The organism is Streptomyces sp. NPDC037083, from assembly GCF_055606485.1.
Map to the genome: position 1 here is coordinate 224,861 of NZ_JBVJSQ010000001.1, position 23,521 is coordinate 248,381.

At 71.5% G+C, this 23,521-nt stretch carries 21 protein-coding genes and 2 tRNA genes; 8 read left to right on the forward strand and 15 right to left on the reverse strand.

The features are described 5' to 3' along the window. Window positions 1-7: 7 nt before the first annotated feature. From ACZ7DE_RS01075 to ACZ7DE_RS01120, 10 genes are all read right to left on the reverse strand, one after another. Window positions 8-1,378 carry a bifunctional albaflavenone monooxygenase/terpene synthase gene (locus tag ACZ7DE_RS01075; RefSeq protein ID WP_470756571.1) on the reverse strand — a complete coding sequence of 457 codons (1,371 nt, stop codon included), beginning with the start codon at window positions 1,376-1,378 and terminating at the stop codon, window positions 8-10. Further along, entirely contained in the window at window positions 1,375-2,472 is a 1,098-nt protein-coding gene (cyc1, locus tag ACZ7DE_RS01080) for an epi-isozizaene synthase (protein ID WP_470756573.1), read from the reverse strand. The genes ACZ7DE_RS01075 and cyc1 overlap by 4 nt, the downstream gene beginning before the upstream one ends. A gap of 283 nt (window positions 2,473-2,755) precedes the next feature. After that, window positions 2,756-3,406 carry a peptide deformylase gene (gene def, locus ACZ7DE_RS01085; protein WP_470756575.1) on the reverse strand — a complete coding sequence of 217 codons (651 nt, stop codon included), beginning with the start codon at window positions 3,404-3,406 and terminating at the stop codon, window positions 2,756-2,758. A 132-nt stretch (window positions 3,407-3,538) separates the two neighbouring features. After that, complete coding sequence (locus ACZ7DE_RS01090) at window positions 3,539-4,519, reverse strand: tetratricopeptide repeat protein (protein ID WP_470756577.1); 981 nt, start codon at window positions 4,517-4,519, stop codon at window positions 3,539-3,541. Window positions 4,520-4,624: 105 nt separating this feature from the next. Next, window positions 4,625-5,899 carry an HD-GYP domain-containing protein gene (locus ACZ7DE_RS01095; RefSeq protein WP_470756579.1) on the reverse strand — a complete coding sequence of 425 codons (1,275 nt, stop codon included), beginning with the start codon at window positions 5,897-5,899 and terminating at the stop codon, window positions 4,625-4,627. Then, window positions 5,896-7,227, reverse strand: a complete 1,332-nt coding sequence (locus tag ACZ7DE_RS01100) for an HD-GYP domain-containing protein (protein ID WP_470756582.1) — start codon at window positions 7,225-7,227, stop codon at window positions 5,896-5,898. The genes ACZ7DE_RS01095 and ACZ7DE_RS01100 overlap by 4 nt, the downstream gene beginning before the upstream one ends. Window positions 7,228-7,335: 108 nt before the next feature. After that, window positions 7,336-7,638, reverse strand: a complete 303-nt coding sequence (gene rsrA / locus ACZ7DE_RS01105) for a mycothiol system anti-sigma-R factor (protein ID WP_470756584.1) — start codon at window positions 7,636-7,638, stop codon at window positions 7,336-7,338. After that, window positions 7,635-8,330, reverse strand: coding sequence for an RNA polymerase sigma factor SigR (gene sigR, locus ACZ7DE_RS01110; RefSeq protein ID WP_470756586.1), 696 nt, complete (start codon window positions 8,328-8,330; stop codon window positions 7,635-7,637). The genes rsrA and sigR overlap by 4 nt, the downstream gene beginning before the upstream one ends. A 311-nt stretch (window positions 8,331-8,641) precedes the next feature. Then, complete coding sequence (locus ACZ7DE_RS01115; RefSeq protein WP_470756588.1) at window positions 8,642-9,298, reverse strand: alpha/beta hydrolase family protein; 657 nt, start codon at window positions 9,296-9,298, stop codon at window positions 8,642-8,644. A 1-nt stretch (window position 9,299) separates the two neighbouring features. Beyond that, window positions 9,300-10,115 carry an SOS response-associated peptidase gene (locus ACZ7DE_RS01120; protein ID WP_470756590.1) on the reverse strand — a complete coding sequence of 272 codons (816 nt, stop codon included), beginning with the start codon at window positions 10,113-10,115 and terminating at the stop codon, window positions 9,300-9,302. A 318-nt stretch (window positions 10,116-10,433) separates the two neighbouring features. On the opposite strand from ACZ7DE_RS01120, the gene ACZ7DE_RS01125 reads away from it, so the two are divergent. The 4 genes from ACZ7DE_RS01125 (at window position 10,434) to ACZ7DE_RS01140 (ending at window position 14,079) form a co-directional block, all read left to right on the forward strand. Beyond that, complete coding sequence (locus ACZ7DE_RS01125) at window positions 10,434-11,156, forward strand: M50 family metallopeptidase (protein ID WP_470756592.1); 723 nt, start codon at window positions 10,434-10,436, stop codon at window positions 11,154-11,156. Between the two features lie 128 nt (window positions 11,157-11,284). Next, window positions 11,285-12,625, forward strand: coding sequence for a 3-phosphoshikimate 1-carboxyvinyltransferase (gene aroA / locus ACZ7DE_RS01130; RefSeq protein ID WP_470756594.1), 1,341 nt, complete (start codon window positions 11,285-11,287; stop codon window positions 12,623-12,625). A gap of 11 nt (window positions 12,626-12,636) precedes the next feature. After that, window positions 12,637-13,647: a ribosome small subunit-dependent GTPase A gene (gene rsgA / locus ACZ7DE_RS01135; RefSeq protein WP_470756596.1), complete on the forward strand. Its 1,011-nt coding sequence runs from the start codon at window positions 12,637-12,639 to the stop codon at window positions 13,645-13,647. Between the two features lie 108 nt (window positions 13,648-13,755). Continuing rightward, a complete protein-coding gene (locus ACZ7DE_RS01140) occupies window positions 13,756-14,079 on the forward strand; it encodes a DMT family transporter (RefSeq protein ID WP_470756598.1) in 324 nt (107 codons plus the stop codon). A 122-nt stretch (window positions 14,080-14,201) separates the two neighbouring features. Here the strand turns inward: ACZ7DE_RS01140 and ACZ7DE_RS01145 are convergent, their stop codons facing one another. Continuing rightward, the gene (locus ACZ7DE_RS01145) at window positions 14,202-14,813 is read right to left on the reverse strand and encodes a TetR/AcrR family transcriptional regulator (protein WP_470756600.1); all 612 of its coding nucleotides are present in this window, start codon (window positions 14,811-14,813) and stop codon (window positions 14,202-14,204) included. A 186-nt stretch (window positions 14,814-14,999) separates the two neighbouring features. Between ACZ7DE_RS01145 and hisN the strand changes: the two genes are divergently transcribed. The 3 genes from hisN (at window position 15,000) to ACZ7DE_RS01160 (ending at window position 17,019) form a co-directional block, all read left to right on the forward strand. Beyond that, the gene (hisN, locus tag ACZ7DE_RS01150; protein WP_470756602.1) at window positions 15,000-15,797 is read left to right on the forward strand and encodes a histidinol-phosphatase; all 798 of its coding nucleotides are present in this window, start codon (window positions 15,000-15,002) and stop codon (window positions 15,795-15,797) included. A 189-nt stretch (window positions 15,798-15,986) separates the two neighbouring features. After that, on the forward strand, window positions 15,987-16,379 hold the full coding sequence (locus ACZ7DE_RS01155; protein ID WP_470756604.1) for a CBS domain-containing protein: 393 nt from the start codon (window positions 15,987-15,989) through the stop codon (window positions 16,377-16,379). 223 nt (window positions 16,380-16,602) lie between these two features. Then, window positions 16,603-17,019, forward strand: a complete 417-nt coding sequence (locus ACZ7DE_RS01160; RefSeq protein WP_470756606.1) for a Fur family transcriptional regulator — start codon at window positions 16,603-16,605, stop codon at window positions 17,017-17,019. Between the two features lie 156 nt (window positions 17,020-17,175). On the opposite strand, the gene ACZ7DE_RS01165 is transcribed toward ACZ7DE_RS01160, so the two are convergent. The 4 genes from ACZ7DE_RS01165 to ACZ7DE_RS01180 all read right to left on the reverse strand — a co-directional run bounded on the left by ACZ7DE_RS01165 (window position 17,176) and on the right by ACZ7DE_RS01180 (window position 22,782). Next, window positions 17,176-17,249 (reverse strand) — tRNA-Met (locus tag ACZ7DE_RS01165). A gap of 349 nt (window positions 17,250-17,598) precedes the next feature. Continuing rightward, a complete protein-coding gene (locus ACZ7DE_RS01170) occupies window positions 17,599-19,479 on the reverse strand; it encodes a tetratricopeptide repeat protein (RefSeq protein WP_470756608.1) in 1,881 nt (626 codons plus the stop codon). 207 nt (window positions 19,480-19,686) lie between these two features. Next, window positions 19,687-19,760 (reverse strand) — tRNA-Met (locus ACZ7DE_RS01175). 40 nt (window positions 19,761-19,800) lie between these two features. Continuing rightward, window positions 19,801-22,782 (reverse strand): UPF0182 family membrane protein, encoded by a 2,982-nt coding sequence (locus ACZ7DE_RS01180; RefSeq protein WP_470757906.1) that lies wholly within the window; start codon window positions 22,780-22,782, stop codon window positions 19,801-19,803. Between the two features lie 164 nt (window positions 22,783-22,946). Between ACZ7DE_RS01180 and ACZ7DE_RS01185 the strand changes: the two genes are divergently transcribed. Beyond that, entirely contained in the window at window positions 22,947-23,489 is a 543-nt protein-coding gene (locus tag ACZ7DE_RS01185; RefSeq protein ID WP_470756610.1) for a PPA1309 family protein, read from the forward strand. The last annotated feature ends 32 nt before the right edge of the window (window positions 23,490-23,521 follow it).

The following is a 23,521-nucleotide window of genomic DNA, read 5'->3' on the forward strand; positions in this document are numbered from 1 at the left end:
GTGCCTCTCACCCCGGTATCGCCCGCAGCAGCAGCTTGCGGGGGCGCAGCGTGATGCCGATGTGCGTCCGCGCGTCGGAGCCGGGGGCCGGCTCGAAGCGGAACGCCGACGCCACCACCGCGGTGATCAGTGTCAGCTCGGCCATCGAGAAGTGGTCGCTCGGGCACTTGCGGTTGCCGACCCCGAACGGCGTCATCGCGTACTTCGGCACCTCCGGGGAGCGGCCGGGCAGCCAGCGGTCGGGGTCGAACTCCGCGTGCCGCTCGTACGACCGCGGATCGCGCTGAACCGCGTACGGGCTGTACACGATGTCGGCGCCGGCGGGAATGCGGTAGCCGCCGAGCTCGGTGTCGGTCACCGCGCGCCGGGTCAATATCCATACGGCGGGATACAGCCGCATGGTCTCGACGACGACATTGGCGGTGTGCTGGAGCTTTCGGACGTCGCCGAATGCGACCGGACGGTCGCCGACAACGTTTTTCACCTCTTCGCGGATCTTGTCCACCTGATCCGGGTGCTCGGTGAGGACGTGGAGCAGCGACATGACCACTGAGCCGGCGGTTTCGCTGCCCGGGGTGAGTATCGCGACGACCTGGTCGTGGATCTCCTGTTCCCCGATCGGGTCCCCATTCTCGTCCTTCGCCTCCAGCAAAGCGGTCAGCAAATCGTCCGGTTTTTGACCGGATGCCCTGCGGTCGGCGACGATCTCGTCCACCAGCCGATGCAGATCGGCCAGAGCCCGGTTGAATTCGCGGTTGGCCGGAATCGGTACCCGATAAAGGGGCCCGAGAGGCACCACCATGCGCTGGTACATACCGGCGAACAGGGTGGCGAGCGCGGAGGTGATGCGCTCGGACCGGGCGTCCATATAGCTGCCGCGCATCAGACAGCGCGCCGAGATGCGCACGGACACCCGGAAGGCCTCCGCGGTGACGTCGACGACCTCGCCCCGCGTCCAGCGCTCGACGAGCGCGTGCGCCTCCTCCTCCATGATCGGCCCATAGGCCGGGATGGCGTCGAGCCGGAACGCGGGCTGGATCGTGCGCCGCTGGCGGCGGTGCAGCGGGCCGTTGGCCGTGGCCACGCCCTCCTTGCCGAGCAGGCTCTCCAGGGACTCCCACAGCGGCCCGGAGATGATGTAGTCGGGGCTGAGCGCGAGGGCCCCGGTGAGCTCCGGCGCGGTGACGGCGTACACCGTCTTGGGACCGAGCCTGAGGCGGACGACGTCGCCGTGGTCGCGCAGCCGCGCCAGGAAGGCCAGCGGGTCGCGGGCCAGCTTCCAGCCGTGCCCGAGGAGCGGGACCCTGCCACCGGCCAACGGTGGCTCACGCAGTTCGGGCGCCGCGGGGGTCGTGGGTTTCACCGACTCGACGGTCATTTCTCACCTGCCGCTTCGTTGTTGACGTACGGGGGCGTGGACCGGTCGTCCCAGCTGTCGACCATGTACCGGCCGGACTCGTGGTGGAACCAGTAGACGGAACTGAACCAGTTCCGCATATTGCCGACGCAGGCCTCAACGGCTGCGCCGAGTTCCTTTCCGTATGCCGTCCCGTCGGCGAGCCGGTCGGCGAGACGTAAGACGCCCTGCTCGACGAGGAGGAAATCGGATATGCATTCCTCGATGCGTCGCCGCAGATCCTCGACAGCCTCTTCCAGCGTCATCCCCTGATGGGTTATGAGACTGATCCCGAGATTGTGTACCTCGTCGCCCGCCAATTCTTTCGGAAGGGAGCAGAGGTCGTTGTACCAGGCGGCGAATTCCTGACTGAGCAGAGCCGCGCGCCGATAGGAGGGATGTTTGCGTACCAGGTCGGGGAGTTCGCGCCCGGCACTCGGCTCCAGCAGGTCGGTCCAGATCCAGTGCGCGAAGGTCAGCCGACGCAGCGCGAGATATTCTTCAACGCCTGGAATGCGCCCTTCGATTCGGTTGTGGAATTCCCGGTCGTACGCCTCGATCACGGAGTGGAAGTGGCGGGCGAACCGTGCGTTCCAGGTGCCCGGAAGGAAGGAGAACATCCGGGCCACGGTGTCCGCGAGCGCGGCGACCAGCGGATCCGGGTGGCGCAGATGGGCCGCCGGGGAGTCCAGGGCCGCGTGCAAGCGGAACCTGAGTTGTCGCCAGGACGAGACCCGGCCGTGCACGACGTCACGGTCGTGCCGGTCGTCCCAGACGAAGAACCAGGCGCTGTAGTCGGCGATGGCCTGCATGACGTCGTCGGGTGCGCCGAGGTAGTAGCCCGCCATCAGGTCGGTGTAGCAAAGACCGTCGGCATATTCGACGACCTTGTCCGCCGGCATCAACCGCTTTTCCAGCAGCCAGGAGCGGGTCTTCTCCTGCAACTGGGGCCAATATGGATGCAGTTGCCGGGGAAACGCCGCCTCGATGACAGGAAGAGAGAGCGAGGGCGGGACCACGGGCGCGGTCACCGTCGCGGTGGTGCTGTATGTGGTGCTGTATGGGAAAGCTGGCACGAACAACCCCTCTCAGCCGCCAGTGGGCGCACACCCCTACCGCCGTGCCGGGCGTGCGCCGTTGCGTATCCCCGCACTCCCCATTCAGCACTACAACTGACCGTTCTGGGAACGGATTTGCTTCTTTCACTACCCCAACATGCTGAGAAACCACCCCCACGTGACTGGTTATGGATCAGCAGAGGTGCAGTAGAAGTACGTAAACGATCGAACGTCCGTCGGACACACGAACGACGCCCGGGCCGGGGATCCCGGCCGGGCGTCGCGAGGGCGTGGGGCGAACTCAGTCGTTGGCGACCACGGGGTAGCGGGGCTCGTTCTCGGCCATCTGCCGCAGGGCGTCCTTGCGTTCACGCTTGGACAGACGGTCGATGTAGAGAGAGCCGTACAGGTGATCCGTCTCGTGCTGCAAACACCGTGCGAAGTAGCCGGTGCCGCGCACCTTGATCGGGTTGCCCTGCTCGTCCTGACCGGTCACCTCGGCGTAGTCGGGACGGGCGAGCGGCGCGTACGCGGTGGGCACCGACAGACAGCCCTCGTTGCTGTCGTCCAGCCGGCGCCTGTCCGCGGGCAGTTCGACCAGCTTGGGGTTGCAGACGACGCCGGTGTGCCGGACGCCCTCGTCGTCGGGGCAGTCGTAGACGAAGACCTTCAGGTCGACGCCGATCTGGTTGGCGGCCAGGCCCACGCCCTCGGCGGTGTGCTGCGAGGCGAACATGTCCGCGACGAGCTGCCGCAGCTCCTCGCCGAACTCGGTGACGTCCTTGCACTCCCTGTGCAGCACCGGGTTCCCGACGACGGTGATCGGCCGCGAGACGCCGGCCTCACGCCAGGCCAGCTCGCGCTCCTCCGTCTTCTCGGTGTCGATGACGAAGCCCTCGTCGTCCACGGGGAGCACGCCCGCGTGCTGCTGATCGGTGTCCTGCTGCGCCATGACCGACGTATGCCTTCCTCAGAAAAACAGGGGGGTTGTAATGCGGATACAGGGTACGTGCAGCGACCCGTCGGGGGCGCGGGGAACTGCGCGGCCGCCCACGAACCGGCTCGCAGCCGAGCGACGGCGTCCCTAGCAGACCTCTTCCAGATCCCGCCAGTCACGAGAGTCCGGACTGTCCGCGACCCACCCGTCCAGCAGCCCCCTCACCAGCGAAGCCGGCGCGGCCACCCCACACTCCCGTTCCGGCACCCACAGCTGCCCGTCGGTCCGGTGGCCGAGCGGGCCCGGATGTCCCGGCTCGCTGTGGTCGTGCGGGTCGAGGTGCTCGCCGTCGCCCTCGTCGGACGGCATCCGCGACTCCGAGCACATCCGGCACAGCAGCCGCACCGACGACGACCAGTCCTCCGCCGCGAAGCCCGCGTCGGCCGCCAGCTGCTCCAGCGCGTCCCGGTCGGCCTCCGTCGCCGCCTCCAGGAGGACGACCCAGGTCGGCACCGGGGACGGAGCCCACAGCTCGATCTCGTCGAAGACCGGGTAGGAGTGCCCGGTGGCGGTGGTCCGCTCACCGTGCGGGACGCCGTCGTGCAGCACGACCTCGCCCCAGCGCCGGCCCGAGGAGGGCAGCGGGATCGACAGCACCTCGATGCGGGCCGGGTCCAGCCGCCGCCCCCACACCACCTCGGCCTCGCCCTCGGGCGACAGCCGTACGGCCGCACTGCCCAGCTCCATGCCGACGGGCTCGCCCGCGCCCGTGGCGTCGCCGGGGACCCGCAGCCCGTACGCCTGCCAGGCGCGACGGGCCAGCGGCCAGTCCTGCAGGGCGGTGGCGGCGATGCCGACGTTCCACCAGTCGGGGGCCCCGGCCTCGCGGTCGAGCAGGGCGACGGCGCGCAGGCCCGCCGTGCGGGCCTGCTCCCAGTCGTGCCGGAACTTGTGCAGCAGGGCGAGGTTGAACCAGGACTCGGACAGCCAGGGTTCCAGGTCGGCGGCACGTGTCAGCAGCGCGCCCGCGTCCTCGTACCGCCCGTCGCCGATCAGCGTGAACGCGCGGTCTGTGGCCTGCCGCCAGGAGGCGGAGGGCCGGTGCCGTCCCTTGCCGAAGATCCTCACGATTCCCGCCTGCCAGTTCCGTTCTGTGGGCTGGCCTGTGCCCCCGGACACTCTCTCCCTCGCATCCAACCACGTGTGGCCGGAGGGCCGCTCATTACCCATGGGTTACCCACCCGCAGCCAAGGTCAGACGGCCTCTCGACAGCACCCTGGCCAGCGCCTCCACGACCTCGGGCGCGTACTCCCCGCCGGTGCCCAGGCGCAGCTCCTCCAGTGCGGTGAGGGGCCTGTCCGGACCGCTGCCCCGAACCTTCTCGTCGTATGCGTTCACGACCCGGACTATGCGGGCGGCCACGGGTTGCTCGGGGTAGGGGTCGGCCTGCCGCTCGACGACCGTCGCCACCTGGGCGCTCGCCCCGGTCTGGCGGACGACCGCCCCGCCGAGCAGGGCGATCCGGCGCTGCTCCGCCGCCGGCAGGCCCGCGGTGGCCCCGGCCGGGACCGGGTCGACGAGGCTGAGCTGCCCGATGTCGTGCATCAGGGCCGCGTACTCCAGGACGGTCAGCTCGGGCTCCGGCAGCCCCAGGTCCCGGCCCACGGCCTGGCTGAGCGCGGCGACCCGGCGGGCGTGCCCGGCCGGCGTGTACCCGGCGATCTCGGTGGCCCGGGCGAGGGAGGCGATGGTCTGCCGGTAGGTGGCCCGCACGGCCGCGTAGCGGCGCAGCGACAGCTGGGTGAGCAGCAGCGGCACCGAGAACACGGGCAGCGCCCACAGTCCGACCACGGCGACCGCGAGCGCCATCACCGCGCCCGTCGCGCACACCGCCGACCCGATGCCGGGCACCGCCCGCAGCTCGTCGCGCAGCAGCGGGGCGAACGGCCAGCCGGTGCGGGAGCCGGCGAGCGCGGCGGCGACCACGGCGTCGCACAGGACGGTCAGGACCAGCAGCGCGAGCAGCAGCAGCGCGTACGCGGGGCCGCTCCAGCCGTCGAACGCCCCGTGGTTGTAGAGGGGCTGGAAGCAGACCGCGGCGAACCCGACGGCCAGCACGCGCCGGACCAGGTGGTCGAGGACGGGTCCCTGTCCGCGGGCCAGATTGGGCACGCTGCCCAGCAGCGAGGCGGTGGCCACGACCGACACGACCTGCGCGACCCCGTGGTGCGTGGGGTGCCCGGCGTGCTCCCCGACCAGCGCGTACGACAGCGCGCCGGCCGCGCCGAGGGGCGCGGCCTCGCGCAGTCCGGGCCCGCTCGGGGGCGTCCCCCCGGCCGGGAGGAGCCGTGGGTGCGGGAGGGTCAGCCCGCCGGCGGCGACGAGGATCCCGAAGGCGAGCGCCACGGGCCGACCCTCGACGCCGGTCATGAAGGTGACGAGGAGGGAGACGGCGACCAGGAGCGCGGCTGCGGTGTGGAGGGCGACGAGGGGGCGGCGGTCGGTCATCGGCGCGCCTCGGACCGGTCGTCGGAGGGCCGCGCGCGCGGGGGGAACGCGGCGCGGTCCTCCTCGAGGGCGGCCCGGTCCTCCTCCGCGGTCACGACCGGACGCCAGCCGTCCCGTTCGACGACCCGGGTCAGCGCCGTGACCATCCGGGGGTCGAAGTGGGCCCCCGCGCAGCGCCGCAGCTCCGCCAGCGCCACCTCGACCGGCCGGGCCCGGCTGTAGGACCTCGTGGACGTCATCGCGTCGAAGGCGTCCGCGACGGCGACCACGCGCGCGGACTCCGGGATCTGGGCGCCCACGAGGCCGTACGGGTAGCCGCTGCCGTCGATGCGTTCGTGGTGGTGGAGGATCGCCGAGCGGGCCTCGCCCAGGAAGGAGATCCCCCGGGTGATCTCGTGCCCGTACTCGGGGTGCAGCTCGATCACGCGCCGCTCCTCGGGCGTCAGCGGCCCGTTCTTGCGCAACAGCCTGGTGGGGACGCCGAGTTTGCCGACGTCGTGCAGGATCCCGGCGAAGCGGAGCACTTCGATCCGGTTCTCGTCCATGCCCAGTTCCCGCCCGATCATCATCGAGGCCTGTCCGACGCGTTCGCTGTGGCCGCGCGTGTAGCCGTCCTTGATGTCGACGGCCTGCACCAGGGCCCGGATCGTCGCCTGGTGGGCGGCGCGCTCCCGGTGGTACTGCGCGAACACCCACCACGACACGGCCATCGGGAACAGCACGAGCAGCGCGGCGACGGGTCCGTAGGGACTGCGCCACAGCACCGCCATCATCAGCCCGGCGAGCCCGTGCACGGCGAGGGGTGCGAGGGAGCCCAGGAACAGCCCCCGGCAGACCCGGCGCGGCGCCAGCCCCTCGGCGAGCGCGAGCATCCCGCCGTCGAGCAGGGCGAGCACGGCGCAGAACACCAGCACGGTCGCCCCCGCCGGCACGAGCGCGCAGGGCACGTCGGAGCCGGCCACGGCGTCCTGGCCGCCGAGCGCCCAGTGCACCCGGGAGGCGGCCGACACCGCGAGCGAGGACTGGGCGGCCCGCCAGATCCGGCGCAGCAGGAAGGGGCGCTGCTCGACGTGCGAGAACAGCGCCCCGGGCAACGGGACCAGAGCGGCCGCGGGCGGCGCGAGCAGGAAGGCCCCGGCGAGCAGCACCGGGTGGAAGGTGCCGGCGAACCTGCGCCGGGCGATCTGCTCGCCCCCGGCGTACAGGGCGGCGAGCAGGGCGACGGCCCACCAGGGGGTCCGCACGCCCGGCAGCGGGAGCAGACAGAGCAGGGCGCCGAGGGCGGCACAGGCGACGTATCCGCGTGCCCGCGCCGGAATCCCCTCCATGACGCCTCCCCAGCCGTGCCTGTCCGGGCTCAGGAGCCTAGGGCGGCCGGGGGTGGCAGCGCGGGCGTATCACCCGCGGATTAGCACATTCGGGTGACGCTTGCGGTGTCAGGACTCCTGCGGCGATGCGGTCACGTCGTGCTCGGGGACGGCCTGGCCGGAGCGGATCAGGTCCAGTCGCCCCAGGACCTTGGCACGCAGGTCGCTGGGGACGTCGTCATGCCCGCAGCACCGCTTGACCAGCTTCTTCACGGCCTCCTCCAGCCCGTACTTCTCCAGGCAGGGGGAGCACTCCTCGAAGTGGTGCTGGAACTTGTCCCGGTCCAGAGGAGGCATCTCGCTGTCGAGATACTCGTACAGGTGGTCGAGGACCTCACTGCAGTCCGTCTCGTGCGGATCTCCGCAGCTCATGAGCCCGAACCTTTCGCTTCGTTCGACTCTCCGGCGCCGGCCGGGACCAGTCCGCGCTCGCGGGCGTAGTCCTCGAGCATGCCGCGCAGTTGACGGCGGCCCCGGTGCAGCCGGGACATCACCGTGCCGATGGGTGTCCCCATGATGTCCGCGATCTCCTTGTACGCAAAGCCTTCTACGTCCGCGAGATACACGGCGATCCGGAACTCCTCGGGGATGGCCTGAAGTGCTGCCTTCACGTCCGAGTCGGGGAGGTGGTCCAGCGCCTGCGACTCGGCGGAGCGCAGACCGGTGGACATGTGCGACTCGGCGCGCGCCAGCTGCCAGTCCTCGATCTCCTCGGCCGCGGAGCGCTGGGGTTCGCGCTGCTTCTTGCGGTACGAGTTGATGAAGGTGTTGGTGAGGATCCGGTACAGCCAGGCCTTGAGGTTGGTGCCCTCCCGGAACTGGTGGAAGGACGCGTACGCCTTCGCGTACGTCTCCTGCACCAGGTCCTCGGCGTCCGCCGGGTTGCGCGTCATGCGCAGGGCGGCCGAATACATCTGGTCCAGGAATTCGAGCGCGTCCCGCTCGAAGCGCGCGCTGCGCTCGGCGGTGGACTCCGGGCCCGACTCCGCACTCATGCCCTGGCCATCGGGCAGCTCCGCCTGGCCGTTGTCGGTCCCTGCGTCGGTACCGGTGACCGGACCCACCTCCTCAAGATCGTGGGCAGGACCGAAACCGATCCCACTCGAATCGGAGGATAGACGACTACCCGTGCCACCCGCCGCTCGAATAGTCGTGGTCTTGGCCGCATGCAGCACCGTCCAGTCCAGCTCGGCGCGGCTGCTGCGGCTCGAATCGGACTCTGCCGGGCGAAGCCCGTCCACGGGGTGGTGGCGCGTGACGGGCGGGCAGATGGTCGAACCCATGCGGCGGACTTCCTCTCCACTGACGTCGGTGCCGGATGTTCAGCACTTCTGTCCCGCACAACAGCGGGACCGTCCGCCACATTCCCTGCCCTTTACCCGAGTGACGCGACCCACTGGACGACTCCGGCGGTGACGGTCTCCAGTGCCTGCTCCTGCGTGACGTCGGCCCGCTTGGGCACGGCGAGACCATGATCGCCGTACGGCACCTCGACGAGCTCGTAGGCGCCCTCGGGGAACTCGTCCGGCCTGCCGAAGGGGTCGTTGGCGCCCTGGACGACGAGGGTGGGCACCCCGGCGCCGAGCAGTTCGGCGGCCCGGGACTTCTCGGGCCTCCCCGGCGGGTGGAGCGGGAAGCTGAGCGCGAGCACGGCACGGGCGCCGAGCTCGGTCGCGGTGCGGCAGGCCACGCGCGCGCCCGCCGAACGCCCGCCGGCGATCACCGGCAGCCCGGTCGCGGCGACGGCGGGCCAGATGCCGCGCCAGCCGACGTCGAGGGTCTTCGGGGCCGGCGCGACCTTGCGGCCGGCCACCCGCCAGGGCTGCTCGACGAGCGCGACGCTGACGCCGTGCCCGGGCAGCTCGGCGGCCAGGGCCCGCAGGTCACGGGCGTCCACGCCGCCGCCCGCCCCGTGGCCGACGGCGAGGACGAGCCTCGGTTCCCGAGCGGGGTGCCAGGTGATGCGGGCGGTGCCCGCGTCGGTCTCGATCGTCTCGGCGGTCACGCCGGTCTCGCCGGTCTCGTTCGTCACATCAGAAGAGTGTGCCCTCCTCGGGCCCCTCCAGCTCCTTCAGCAGCTCCGGTCCGTTGTTGCGGACGTTGCTGACGGCCGTGGACACCGGGTAGGCGCGCATCAGCCCGGCCGGCGGGGGTTCGAGGAGCGACCGCAGGTCGTCGGCGTCCGTCCGCGCCGGGTCGAGCCAGGCGTCCCACCGGTCCGGGGTGAGCATCAGCGGCATCCGGGGGTGGATGTCGACGAGGGCGCGCGGCCCGTCGGCGGGGGCCACGGCGAGGGGGGAGGTCTCCGCCTCGGTGGTGATCACCGAACAGGTCGCCCACCAGGCCTGCGGGTGGTCGTCGGGCAGGGTCCGGTCACGCCAGAACTCGTACAGACCGGCCATCGCGAAGACCGAGCCGTCGGCCGGGAGCACGAAGTAGGGCTGCTTGCGGGGCCGCTTCTTCTTCCCCTCGACCTCCAGGTCCCGCTCCTGGACACCGGTGACCCACTCGTAGTAGCCGTCGGCGGGCAGGATGCAGCGCCGGGCGGTGAAGGCACGGCGGTACGAGGGCTTCTCGTGGACGGTCTCGGCGCGCGCGTTGATCATCCGCGCGCCGCCCTCGGGCGTCTTCGACCAGGACGGGACCAGTCCCCACTTCAGCCTGCGCAGCTGGCGGACCGGGCGCTTGTCGTCCGCGTCCTTCAGAGGACGGTCGAGGACGGCGTAGACCTCCTTGGTCGGCGCCACGTTGAAGTCGGGCTCCAACGTCTCCTCGGGCTCCCACTTCTCGATCTCGAAGACTCCTGCGAGATCCTCGGGCCCGCGACTGGCCGCATACCGTCCGCACATCTCCAACCACCCCTCCGACCTGCTCGTACCCCAGAGTCTTCCAAGGTCCCGGCGATCGTCTGGAACGGGGCACGCGGTCCGACCCCCACGGTAGCGGGCCGCACACCCGCCCACGGCCCCGTCCCGGGCCTTCGCCGCCGTGAACCGCGCCCTCGCCGCCAGGAACGATCGCCGCCCGCCGGGCGTCTCAGGTTCCGTCCGCACAGACGTGCCACACTGCCAGGCCCACCGACCCCCCGGCCTCCACTCCCGGCGACGGAGCCACGCGCCGCCCCCCGAGGCCTCGACGACAGGGAGCCACCGCACAACATGGCCAGCATGGACAGCACCGCCGCCCTCGCGCTGCCCGACCTGTGGGACCGGATCGTCGGCACCCAGAGCGACCCCGACCTGTGGGTGGTGATCGCCACCGCCGTGGCGGCCCTCGCGGTCGTCGTGCCGCACAGCCTGTGGAGGCTCTCCCGCAACGCCATCACCATCGCCCACGAGGGCGGCCACGGTCTGGTCGCGCTGCTGACCGGCCGCCGGCTGACCGGGATACGGCTGCACTCCGACACCAGCGGCCTGACCGTCAGCCGGGGCAAGCCGCACGGCCTCGGCATGATCCTCACCGCGGCCGCCGGCTACACCGCTCCCCCGCTGCTCGGCCTGGGCGGCGCGGCCCTGCTGGGCGCCGGCCGCATCACCCTGCTGCTGTGGGTGGCGACGGCGCTGCTGGTGGCGATGCTGGTGATGATCCGCAACGCGTACGGCGCCCTGACCGTGATCCTCACCGGCGGCGCCTTCCTGCTCGTGTCCTGGCTGGCCGGCCCCCAGGTGCAGGCGGCCTTCGCGTACGCCGTGGTGTGGTTCCTGCTGCTGGGCGGCGTACGGCCGGCCTTCGAGCTGCAGGCGAAGCGCTCGCGCGGCGGCGCGGGCGACTCGGACGCGGACCAGTTGTCCCGTCTGACCCACGTGCCGGCCGGCCTGTGGCTGTTCCTGTTCCACGCGGTGAGCCTGTGCGCGCTGCTGGGCGGGGGCAGGTGGCTGCTCGGGGTGTGACACGCTCTCGTCGCGGTGCCGAAGGGCGCGCCCCGGGGGCGCGTGGGCGACGTCCGCCGCTCCGTCGCGGGCCCGGGCGGCCCCGACGGCGCCGCACCCGGATCCCGGCCTCGGACTAAAGTGGGCGCATGCCCGTGAACCCCGCCCACACCGCCCTCTGGCCCGCCCCGCACGCGAGCGAGGCCGTCGACGCGACGGTCCACGTGCCGGGGTCGAAGTCGGTCACCAACCGCGCGCTCGTCCTCGCGGCGCTCGCCTCCGAGCCCGGCTGGCTGCGCCGTCCCCTCCGCTCCCGCGACACCCTGCTGATGGCGGCCGCCCTGCGCGAGATGGGCGTCGGCATCGAGGAGACCGTCTCGTCCAGCTCCTCCGTGGCGGCGGGCGCGGACCGCGCGGGCGAGGCCTGGCGCGTGCTGCCCGCGGGGCTGCGCGGACCGGCCACGGTCGACGTCGGCAACGCCGGCACCGTGATGCGCTTCCTGCCGCCGGTCGCCGCCCTGGCCGACGGTCCCGTCCGCTTCGACGGCGACCCGCGCTCGTACGAGCGTCCCCTGAACGGCGTCATCGACGCGCTGCGCGTCCTCGGCGCGCGCATCGACGACGACGACCGCGGCGCGCTGCCGCTGACGGTGCACGGCTCGGGCGGGCTGGACGGCGGCACGGTGGAGATCGACGCCTCGTCCTCGTCCCAGTTCGTGTCGGCCCTGCTGCTGTCCGCGCCGCGCTTCAACCAGGGCGTGGAGGTCCGGCACATCGGCTCCTCGCTGCCCTCCATGCCGCACATCCGGATGACGGTGGACATGCTGCGCGCGGTCGGCGCCCAGGTGGACACCCCGGAGTCGGGCGGCGAGCCGAACGTCTGGCGGGTCACGCCGGGCGCCCTGCTGGGCCGGGACCTGACGATCGAGCCGGACCTGTCCAACGCCCAGCCGTTCCTGGCGGCGGCGCTGGTGACGGGCGGCCGGGTGCTGATCCCGGACTGGCCGGCCCGCACCACCCAGCCGGGTGACCGGCTGCGCGAGATCTTCACCGAGATGGGCGGTTCCTGCGAGCTGGCCGACTACGGCCTGGTCTTCACCGGCTCGGGCTCGATCCACGGCATCGACGTCGACCTGGGCGACGTCGGCGAGCTGACCCCCGGCATCGCCGCGGTCGCCGCCCTCGCGGACTCCCCGTCGACCCTGCGGGGCGTGTCCCACCTGCGGCTGCACGAGACGGACCGGCTGGCCGCGCTGACCAAGGAGATCAACGAGCTGGGCGGGGACGTGACGGAGACCGCCGACGGCCTGCACATCCGGCCGCGCCGGCTGCACGGCGGGATCTTCCACACCTACGACGACCACCGCATGGCGACGGCCGGTGCGATCATCGGCCTGGCCGTGGAGGGCGTGCAGATCGAGAACGTGGCGACGACGGCGAAGACCTTGCCGGACTTCCCGGAACTGTGGACCGGGATGCTCGGGGTATAGGGACTTTCGCCATGCGCCGCTACGGCAAGCACACCGACGAGGACGACATCCGCAGCCGCCCCAACCGCAAGGGCAACCGGCCTCGCACGCACATCCGGCCCAAGCACGAGGACGCCGCCGAGGGCATGGTCCTCACCGTCGACCGGGGTCGGCTGACCTGCCTCGTCGACGACCGGATCATCCTCGCGATGAAGGCCCGCGAACTGGGCCGCAAGGCCGCGGTCGTGGGCGACCGGGTCGCCCTGGTGGGCGACCTGTCCGGCAAGAAGGACACCCTTGCCCGCATCGTCCGCATCGGGGAGCGCACCTCGGTGCTGCGCCGCACCGCGGACGACGACGACCCCTTCGAGCGCGTCGTCGTCGCCAACGCCGACCAGCTCGCCGTCGTCACGGCCCTGGCCGACCCGGAGCCCCGCCCGCGGCTGATCGACCGCTGCCTGGTCGCGGCGTTCGACGGCGGTCTCACCCCGCTGCTGGTCATGACCAAGTCGGACCTGGCGTCCCCGGACAAACTGCTGGAGCTGTACGGCGACCTCGACATCCCCTACGTCGTCACCAGCCGTGAGGAGCTGGAGAACGGCGACGCGGCGGAGCGGGTGCGCGAGCTGCTGGCCGGGCGGATCACGGCGTTCGTCGGCCACTCGGGCGTCGGCAAGACGACACTCGTCAACGCGCTGGTCCCGCTGGACCAGCGGCGGGTGACCGGGCATGTGAACGCGGTGACCGGCCGCGGCCGCCACACCACGACCTCGGCGCTGGCCCTGCCGCTGGCGGGCACGGACGACTGGGTGATCGACACCCCGGGCGTACGGTCCTTCGGCCTGCACCACGTCGACCCGTCCCGGGTGATCCTCGCCTTCCCCGACCTGGTGCCGGGCACGGAGGGCTGCCCGCGCGCGTGCAGTCACGACGAGCCGGACTGCGCGCTGGACGCCTGGGTGGCCGAGGGCCACGCCGACCCGGCGCGGCTGTACTCGCTGCGCCGGCTGCTGTCCACACGGGAGCGCACGGACGGCGACTGACCACCGTCGACGGCTCCGGTGACCACCGCGTTGTTTGCGTCGACCCGAGCCCGGTAAGTGCATAATCGCACCGAGCCGGACCGGGCCGGTCAAACGGAGGGACAGCACATGGCGTGGCTGCTGGTCGTGGTGGCCGGACTGCTCGAGACCGGTTTCGCCGTATGCCTCAAGCTGTCGCACGGTTTCACCCGCCTCTGGCCGACCATCGCCTTCTGCGCCTTCGCCCTGGGCAGCTTCGGCCTGCTGACCCTCTCCCTGAAGAAGCTCGACGTCGGCCCGGCCTACGCCGTGTGGACGGGCATCGGCGCGGCGGGCACCGCGATCTACGGCATGGTCTTCCTGGGCGACCTGGTGTCCACCCTGAAGATCGTCTCGATCAGCCTGGTGATCATAGGGGTGATCGGACTGCAGCTGTCGGGGTCGGCCCACTAGGGGCGCGAGCGCCGGACCCCCGGGTCTGGGGATACAGGGCCCCCCGGTCTTGAGACGGCGGACGCTCCAGGTCCTGAGGCGGGCGTCCTGGACCGCTCCAGGTCTTGACGCCGGCGGGCACCCTAGGTCTTGAGGTGCCGGTGCAGGGCTCCGCGCACCAGATCGGCGACCCCGTCCTCGCCGGGCGGCGGCGCGGCCACACAGGACAGGGCGAGGCGGACGGCGAGTTCGCAGGAGCGGGCGAGGTCGGCGGCGTCGGCCCGGAGCGCGCCGGGGCCGCAGAGCACGGACACCGCCCGGTCGCGGACGGCGCCCACCAGATCGCCGGGCGAGGGCAGCGGCCCGTCCGCCCGCCGTTGCGCCGGCACGGCGGAGGAGGACGGCACCGCCGAGAGCGTCGGGGTGGGCAGACGCTCGCTCCAGAAGCCGGTGAGGACGGCGCGTACGAGCACGTTCTCGCGGGCGGCCGAGGCGGTCCACTCGGCGGTGGCGGTGAGTCTGTCGCGGGTGTCGCCGTGCACGGCCAGCGCCCGCTCGACCCCGGCGAGGTACCCGTCGGCCTCGCGTCGGACGAGCGCTCTGGCCAGGCCCTCCTTGCTGCCGAACTCGTTGTACAGCGTCTGCCGGGACACCCCGGCCGCCGCGGCGACGTCCACCATCCGCACCGCGGCCCATGGTCGCAGCGCAAGCGCGTCGAAAGCGGCGTCCAGTAGGGATTCCCGCGCTGCAGGCATCGTCGCCTCCATGGAGCGAGCGGCTCTGCGCCCCAGGTTTGACGCGCACGGGTGCACTGTCAAGGGTGCGCGGGTGTTCCGGGGCGTTCGGCGGACCGCGCCCGCCGTCCCCCGCGCCGTCCCCGCGCCGTCCGCCTCGCGGTCCCCGGTGGCCCGTACTCGCCCCGGCCGGATACGGTTCGTCCCATGCCGGATTACCTCGACGACCTCCGACTCGCGCACGTTCTCGCGGACGCCGCCGACGCCGGGACCATGGACCGTTTCAAGGCCCTCGACCTCAAGGTCGAGACCAAACCGGACATGACCCCGGTGAGCGAGGCCGACAAGGCCGCCGAGGAACTCATCCGCGGCCAGCTGCAGCGGGCCCGGCCCCGGGACGCGATCCTGGGCGAGGAGTACGGCGTCGAGGGGACCGGCCCCCGCCGCTGGGTGATCGACCCGATCGACGGCACGAAAAACTACGTGCGCGGCGTGCCGGTGTGGGCCACCCTCATCGCGCTGATGGAGGCGGGCGAGGGCGGCTTCCAGCCCGTCGTCGGCGTCGTCTCCGCGCCCGCGCTGGGCCGCCGCTGGTGGGCCGCCAAGGGGCACGGCGCGTTCAGCGGCCGCAGCCTGTCCTCCGCGAGCCGACTGCACGTCTCCCGTGTCTCGGAGCTCTCTGACGCCTCCTTCGCCTACTCCTCGCTGGGCGGCTGGGAGGAGCGCGGGCGCCTGAACGGCTTCCTGGACCTGACCCGCGCGGTGTGGCGCACGCGCGCGTACGGCGACTTCTGGCCGTACATGATGGTCGCCGAGGGCTCGGTCGACATGTGCGCCGAACCCGAGCTGTCGCTGTGGGACATGGCGGCCACGGCGATCGTCGTCACGGAGGCCGGCGGCACGTTCACCGGCCTCGACGGGCGTCCGGGCCCGCACAGCGGCAACGCGGCCGCGTCGAACGGCCTGCTCCACGACGAGCTGCTGGACCGTCTCAACCAGCGCTAGTCACCTACCGGGCGCCAAAGCGCCGCCGAAAACCCCGTCCACGCGCCACATATGAGCGCGCGCGCCCTCAATTGGACGCGCGCGCCCTCTTGTTGACCCCCGCTTTACCTGTCACGCTGACAGCACCGCCCACTTGTGAACTTGTGAATCCATGAACTTGCCGTGGATTTCTAGGAGGTGGCTCCAGCCATGCTCGTCCGCGACGCCATGAGCACGGTGGTCCTCACCATCGGCCCCGCACACACCCTCCGTCAGGCCGCCGCCCTGATGTCCGCCCGCCGCGTCGGCGCGGCCATCGTCCTGGACCCGGACGCCGGCGGCATCGGCATCCTCACCGAGCGGGACATCCTCAACTCCCTGGGGCTCGGCCAGGACCCGGACATGGAACGCACCCACGCCCACACCACCGAGGACGTCGTCTTCGCCGCTCCGACCTGGACCCTGGAGGAGGCGGCCCGCGCGATGGCCCACGGCGGCTTCCGCCACCTGATCGTCCTCGACCACGCCGGGCCGGCAGGCATCGTCTCGGTCCGCGACATCATCCGCTGCTGGGCGCCGGCCCGCCAGGAGGTGCCGGCCTGAGCCTGGGCCGACCGCCGACCGCCGACCGCCGACCGCCGACCGCCGACCGCCGACTACCGACTGCGACTGCCGACTCGGGCGGGCCGGGTCCCCGACAGGGGCCCGGCCCGCCCTCTTGGCCTGAATGGCACCCGACCCTAGAATGGATATTGTCCAGTTTCAGGCAGCATCTAAAATCACACCTGTTCGTGACCTGGTCCCACTAACTGTTAGGCTGTTTTCCATGAGTGACCTTCTGGAACGACTGCGCGGCCGCGGATGGCGGATGACCGCGCAGCGTCGCGTCGTGGCCGAGGTGCTCGACGGCGAACACGTCCATCTGACCGCCGACGAGGTGCACGCCAGGGCCGTGGTCCGGCTGCCCGAGATCTCCCGGGCGACCGTCTACAACACCCTCGGCGAACTGGTCTCGCTCGGCGAGGTCCTCGAGGTCGCCACGGACAAGCGCGCCAAGCGGTACGACCCGAACGCGCACCGTCCGCACCACCACCTGGTGTGCGCCCGGTGCGGCGCGATCAAGGACGTCCACCCGAGCGGCGACCCGCTCTCCGACCTCCCCGACACGGAGCGCTTCGGCTTCACGGTCTCGGACGTCGAGGTGACGTACCGCGGGATCTGCCCGAACTGCGCGGCGGCCTGACCCGGCGCAGACCGCCGCCCATTCAAAGCCCCGGCCCCCGGAATCCACCGACAGGGACGCCGGGGCTTCGTCATGCCGTCAGGCCGGCGCGCGCCGGCCTGACGGGAAACGACTGAGGGCCGGAATCCTTGTCGGATTCCGGCCCTCGGCCATCAGTAGCGGGGACAGGATTTGAACCTGCGACCTCTGGGTTATGAGCCCAGCGAGCTACCGAGCTGCTCCACCCCGCGGCGATGAATGCAACGTTACGTGAAGGGAGAGGACGAAGGCAAATCAATAAGCCCCCACCCCATTCCCGCAGGCCAGCGCCCTCCCCCACCATCCAACCCAGCCCGACCCAGCCCGCCCCTGCTCGCCCCGCTCAGCCCGTCCGGCGTTTGAGGACGAGGCCCTTTCGGGGCCGAGCGGGGGCCTGGGGGCGGCAGCTCCCAGAGACGGGACGGGAAGGGGCGGCGGGGGCGAAGACCGCGCGGTCCGGCACGGCAGCCCCGCCCTCCCCGCAACAACCGGGCCAAGCCCAACGCCGGGCGCAGCCCAACACCGGGCACGGCTCAGTGCCGGGCCAAGCCCAGCGCAGCGTCAGGCGGACAGCTCTTCCCGCAGAGCGTCCCGCAGCCGGGCCGCCCGCTCGGCCACCTCCGCCGGCCCGAGCGCCACCGCCCGGTCAGCCCACCGCTGCCCCTCCGCCAGCTCACCGCGACGCGCGTAGACCAGGGCCAGCCGCAACGCCGCCCGCCCGTGACCGGCGTCGGCCGCCCGCGTCCACCACACCGCCGCCTCGGGCTCACTGCCCTCCCGCGCGAGCAGCAGCCCGAGGTTGAAGGCGCCGTTGCGCGACCCGGCCTCCGCGGCCGTCCGGTACCAGCGCGCCGCCTCCACCACGTCGCCCCGGGCGGCGGCGAGCATTCCGACCCGCACCTGCGCCCGCCGGTGCCCCTGCGACGCCGCCCGCTCGTACCACTCCTCGCACTCGGTCTTCTCGTGCACGATCTCCCCGAGCTCGTGCGCCGGCTGCGGCGGGCGCCGCGCGTCGAGCACGGCCGCCAGCCGGTAGGCCGCCTCCGCGCTCCCCCCGCCGGCGGCGCACCGCAGATGCCGCTCGGCCTCCTGCTCGTCCCCGTCCCGCAGGCGCGCGATGCCGACCTGGAGCGCCGCCTCGGTGTGCCCGGCGGCGGCGGCCCGCTCGTACCAGCGCAGCGCGACCGCCTCCTCGCCCCGCCCGGCGTGCAGGATCCCGAGGTTGAACGCGGCGTCGACGCTCCCCGCCTCGGCGGCCTTGGAGAACCACGGCTCGGCCCCGGCCGTGTCGCCGCCCTGGAGCAGCAGGACGGCCAGCGCGTTGGCCGCCTCCCGGTGTCCGGCGTACGCGGCCCGGCGGTACCACTGCTCGGCCTGTGCGGTGCGGCCCTGCTCGGCGCAGAGCAGGGCGAGGTTGTAGGCGCCGTTGTCGTCGCCCGCGTCCATGGCGGCCCGGTACCACCGCTCGGCGGTCTGGGTCTGTCCCCGCTCGGCGTGCAGCGCGCCCAGTGCGTTGGCCGCGTTGCCGTCGCCCTCCTGTGCGGCCCGCAGCCACCAGATGGCGGCGTTCTCGGTGTCTCCGGCGTCGCGCAGCAGGAAGCCGAGCGCGCAGGCCGCCCGCGGCTCGCCGTCCTTCGCGGACGTCAGGTACCAGCGCCCGGCTTCCTTGAGGTCGCCCCGCTTCTCCAGGATCGTCCCGAGGTGGAGCGCGGCCCGCCGGTGTCCGCGCGCTGCGGCCTGGCGGTACCACTGTTCGGCTTCCGACCGTGCCGTGGCGCCACCGTCGGGCCCTCGGTCGCCCGGTGCGCCGTCCGCCGGGGAGCCCCTGCGCTCGCCGCCCTGCTCCTGGTCCTTCAGGTCGAGGGAGCGGGCCAGTCGGTACGCCGCCTCCCGGTGGCCGCGCTCGGCGGCGGCCCGCATCCACCGCTCGGCCCCGGCGTCACCGCGGTGCTCCAAGAGGTCGGCGAGGGCGTACGCGCCCAGTGCGTGCCCCTGCTCGGCGGACTGGCGCAACCAGTACTCGGCGGCCGGCTCGTCCCCGCACTCACGGCGGTGGCGGCCCAGCGCGTGCGCGGCCGCGGCGGAGCCGGCTACGGCGGCGACCCGCCACCATCCGGCGGCCTCGTCGGGGTAGCCGCGCTGATGCAGAAGAACGCCGAGGTTGTTGGCGGCGGCCCGGTCGCCCGCGGCGGTGGCGGCACGAAGGTGGGGTTCGGCTCCGTCGAGGTCGCCGCGGCGCAGCAGCATGGCCCCGAGGACGCTCACGGCCTCGACGTCACCGGCTTCCGCCGCGAGTCGCAGGCGCATCTCCTCGACGGCCTCCCCCGTCTCGACGGCGTCCGCCGTCTCGTCCCGGCTCTCGTCCGGGGTCGCTTCCTCACCGGAAGGCTGCACAAATCGCCCTGTCTCGAACAGAGTTGCCTTGTCCCCCATAACGTCCATCGTCGCACCACCCGCAACCCGGGTACACCTGGTATACCGCGGCCCGTAAGGTCACTTCAGCGTTTTGTCGACATGCCCACAGAGAGACAAGTCAAACACAGATCGCTCAACTCCCCACCGCGGCGCGGCCATCACTGCGCCCGGCACATGCGTTCGCACATCACGAAGGCCCGGATCCGTTTTCCGGATCCGGGCCTTCGTCTTCAGTAGCGGGGACAGGATTTGAACCTGCGACCTCTGGGTTATGAGCCCAGCGAGCTACCGAGCTGCTCCACCCCGCGTCGTGTTCCACAACCGTACCACGACGCGGGGCGGACATGATCAGCCGCTGCTGGGGGCTGGACTGGGACTACTGCTCGCCTTCCCGCCGGATCCGCTCGCGGACCCGCCGCTCGGGCTCGCCGAACCGCCCGGACTCGGACTGCTGCTCGCCTTGGCGCCCTTGTCCGCCGCCGCCTGCGCGTCCTCGGCCCGCTTCAGGGCGGCCTCGAGATCCTTCTGCGCCTTGGCGTACGCGTCCCAGTCGGGCTTCTTCAGCGCCTCCTGGCCGGCGTCGAAGGCCTTCTGGGCATCGGCCAACGCCTCGCGGACCGTCGGGTTGGACGACGTCGGCGGCGGGGTCGTGCCCCCGCCCTCGTCCGTCGGAGGCGGAGTCGCGCCCTCCGCCCCGAAGACCTTGTTGAGCGCCTCGTCCAGGGTGTCCTCGAAGGCGGTGTTGCCTCCGTAGGTCACCAACACCTTTTTCAGGAGCGGGTACTTGAGTCCGCCGCCCCGCACGTAGACGGGCTCCACGTAGAGCAGTCCTCCGTCGAGCGGCACCGTCAGCAGGTTGCCGTACTCGATGTCGGAGTCGCCGCCCTTGAGGAGTCTGATGGACTCGGCGATGTCCTGTTCGGAGTTGAACTGGCTCTGGACCTGTTTGGGTCCGTCGACGGTCGTGCTCGTCGGCAGTTTCAGCACTCTGATCTTGCCGTAGTCGGGAGTGCCCGCCTCGGAGTCGACCGCCATGAACGCGCTGAGGTTGTCGCGGCCGTTGGGCGTGAACGTCGTCGTCAGCGAGAACGCCTGCGCCTTCTGGTCGGGCATCTTCATGCTCAGGTAGTACGGCGGCACCGCGTCGCCCGACTTGTTGGACGGGTCGTCCGGCACCTGCCACACCTCGCTGCCGCTGAGGAACGTCGTCGCGTCCTTCACGTGGTAGCGGGTCAGCAGCTCGCGCTGGACCTTGAACAGGTCCTGCGGGTAACGGAGATGGGCCATCAGGGCGTCCGAGATGGACGACTTGGCCTTCACCGTGCCGGGGAACGCCTTCATCCAGGTCTTCAGGACCGGGTCCTTGGTGTCCCACTGGTAGAGCTTGACCTCGCCGGTGTACGCGTCGACGGTCGCCTTCACCGAGTTGCGGATGTAGTTGACCTGGTTCTGCTGGGCCACCACCGCGCGGTTGTCGTTGGTCGCCGTCAGCGAGTCGGCCGTCGTGTCGCCGAGCGTCGTACGGGAGGCGTACGGATAGCCGTTGGTCGTGGTGTACGCGTCGACGATCCACTGGATCTGGCCGTCGACCACGGCCGGATAGGCGTCGCCGTCGATGGTCAGCCACGGGGCGACGGCCTCGACGCGCTCCTTGGGCGTGCGGTTGTACAGGATCCGCGAACCCTCGCCGATGGCGCCCGAGTACAGGATCTGCGGTTCGCCGAACGCCACCGCGTACGCGGCCCGGTTGACCGGGTTGGAGAGGTTGACCCCGCTCTTGCCGGTGTAGCTGGTGGTCTTCTCGCCCTGGTCGTCGGAGTAGTCGATCTCCTTCTGGGGACCGCCGACGATCGAGTACGTGGTCGTCTTCTCCCCGTAGTAGACCCGCTGCTCGTAGGTGCCGAGTTCGCCCTCGGAGGGCAGGTTGGACTCGGTGAAGACCGGGCGCCCCTCGGAGTCGGAGGTGGTGCCCTTGGCGGCGACCACACCGTAGCCGTGGGTGTAGCGGAAGTGGTTGTTGATCCAGTTCTGCTTGTCGACGCCCGCGAGGTTCAGCTCGCGCAGACCGATGACGGTGTCCTCGTCGGCGCCCTTGACGTTGTAGCGGTCCACGTCCAGGTTGGTCGGGAACGCGTAGTACTTCCGCATCTGCTGGAGCTGCTGGAACGTCGGCGAGACGATGTTCGGGTCCAGGACGCGGATGCTCGCGGTGGCGTCGACGTCGTCGCGCAGCGTCGTCTTGTCCTTGGTGGTGCTGGTGCCCGAGTACTCGGTCACCTGCGCGCCCTCGATGCCGTACGCCTCGCGCGTCGCCTTGAGGTTCTTCTCGACGTACGGGGCTTCCTTGGCCTGCTCGTTCGGCTGGACCTGGAACTTCTGGACGATCGCCGGGTACAGCCCGCCGATGAGGATCGCCGAGAGCACCATCAGGCCGAAACCGATCACGGGCAGCTGCCAGGTGCGCCGCCACAGGGTGGCGAAGAACAGCAGGGCGCAGATGACGGCGATGCAGAACAGGATCGTCTTGGCCGGCAGGTAGGCGTTGGCGTCGACGTACCGCAGGCCCGTCCAGTTGTCCGTGGCCTTGAAGTCACTGGACTTCACGGCCAGGCCGTACCGGTCGAGCCAGTAGGCGACCGCCTTCAGGGCGACGAAGACGCCCAGCAGCACGGACAGGTGTCCGGTGGCCGCGGCGGTGGCGCGCGCGCCCGGGCTGGTGACGCGCAGCCCGCCGTACAGGTAGTGGGTGAGCGCGGCGGCGATCAGGGACAGGATCGTGGCGGCGAAGCCGAAGCCGAGCAGGAACCGGTACCAGGGCAGGTCGAAGGCGAAGAAGGACACGTCGAGGTGGAACTGCGGGTCCTTCTGACCGAAGGAGACCCCGTTGACCCACATCAGCCAGGTCCGCCACTGGCCCGCCGCCGAGGCGCCGGCGATGAGGCCGACCAGGGCGGTGATGCCGAGCAGCAGCCACGTCTTGTACGGCGCGATGCCCATGCGGTAGCGGTCGAGGCTCTGTTGCTCGACCGACATCGCGCTCAGCGGCGGCCGCAGCCGGTGGGCCAGCCAGATGTTGAAGCCGACCGCGAGAGCCATCAGCAGGCCGAAGACGAAGAACAGCCCGATCTTGGTCCACAGCGTGGTGGTGAAGACCGACGAGTAATGCACCGAGCGGTACCAGAGCCAGTCCGTCCAGAACCCGGCGAACATCGTGAACGCCATGCCCAGGACGGCCAGGACGCCCAATGTCGTGAGCAGGGTCCGGACGCGCCGGGACGGGCGGCCCACTCTGATCCGCGGCCCCGTGGGGCCTCCGCCGCGGTCCGGCATCTGGAAAGCCAAGGTGCGCACCTCGAAAGTCGCAGTTGATCCGTCAGGCCCGCGTGTTCGTGGACCGTTCGTGGCCCCCCGTGATCGTGGGCCCACACCTATGCAACTTACTCACCGTTTACTCGGTTCCCGATTCCGGCCAGGAACGAGAGAGGATTGTGACCATGTCCAACACTCCCATGGCGGCGAGCCCGCTCACCCGGGCCGTGCTCGAGATCGACGAGTACGCCTCCGGCCTCGGCTGGGACCAGCCTGCCCGCCTTTTCGCCCTCGTAGACACCGCTCGGCTGCGAGCCCAGGAGCCCTCGCTCGCCACCCAGCTCGGCCTTCAGGACGAGCCCGAGACCACCGGTCTCACCCCGATCGAGCAGGACGAGGTGCCGACGGACAAGCCGCTCGACGAGTTCCTCGCCACGATCGCGTGGCCCGACGCGGTGGTCGGCTGCGCCCTCACCGTCGAACGCCTGATGCTGCCCCCGTCCGCCGAGGCGCAGGTCCCGCAGGGCCTGAGTGACGCGAAGCTCACGAAGTGGGTGGCGGACCACCCCGACCGTCAGGAGGTGCGGATGACGGTCGGCGTCCTGCGCGACGGCACCCGCGACTCCGCGCTCCGGCTGCGCGAGAAGGACGCTCCGACGGAGGTCCTCACCGGCGCGGGCCTGGTGCCCGGCCTCGCGGAGGCGCTGTCCGCGACGTTCGCCGAGTAGCGCTCCGGCAACCTGCGCGAGGCGGCCGTCAG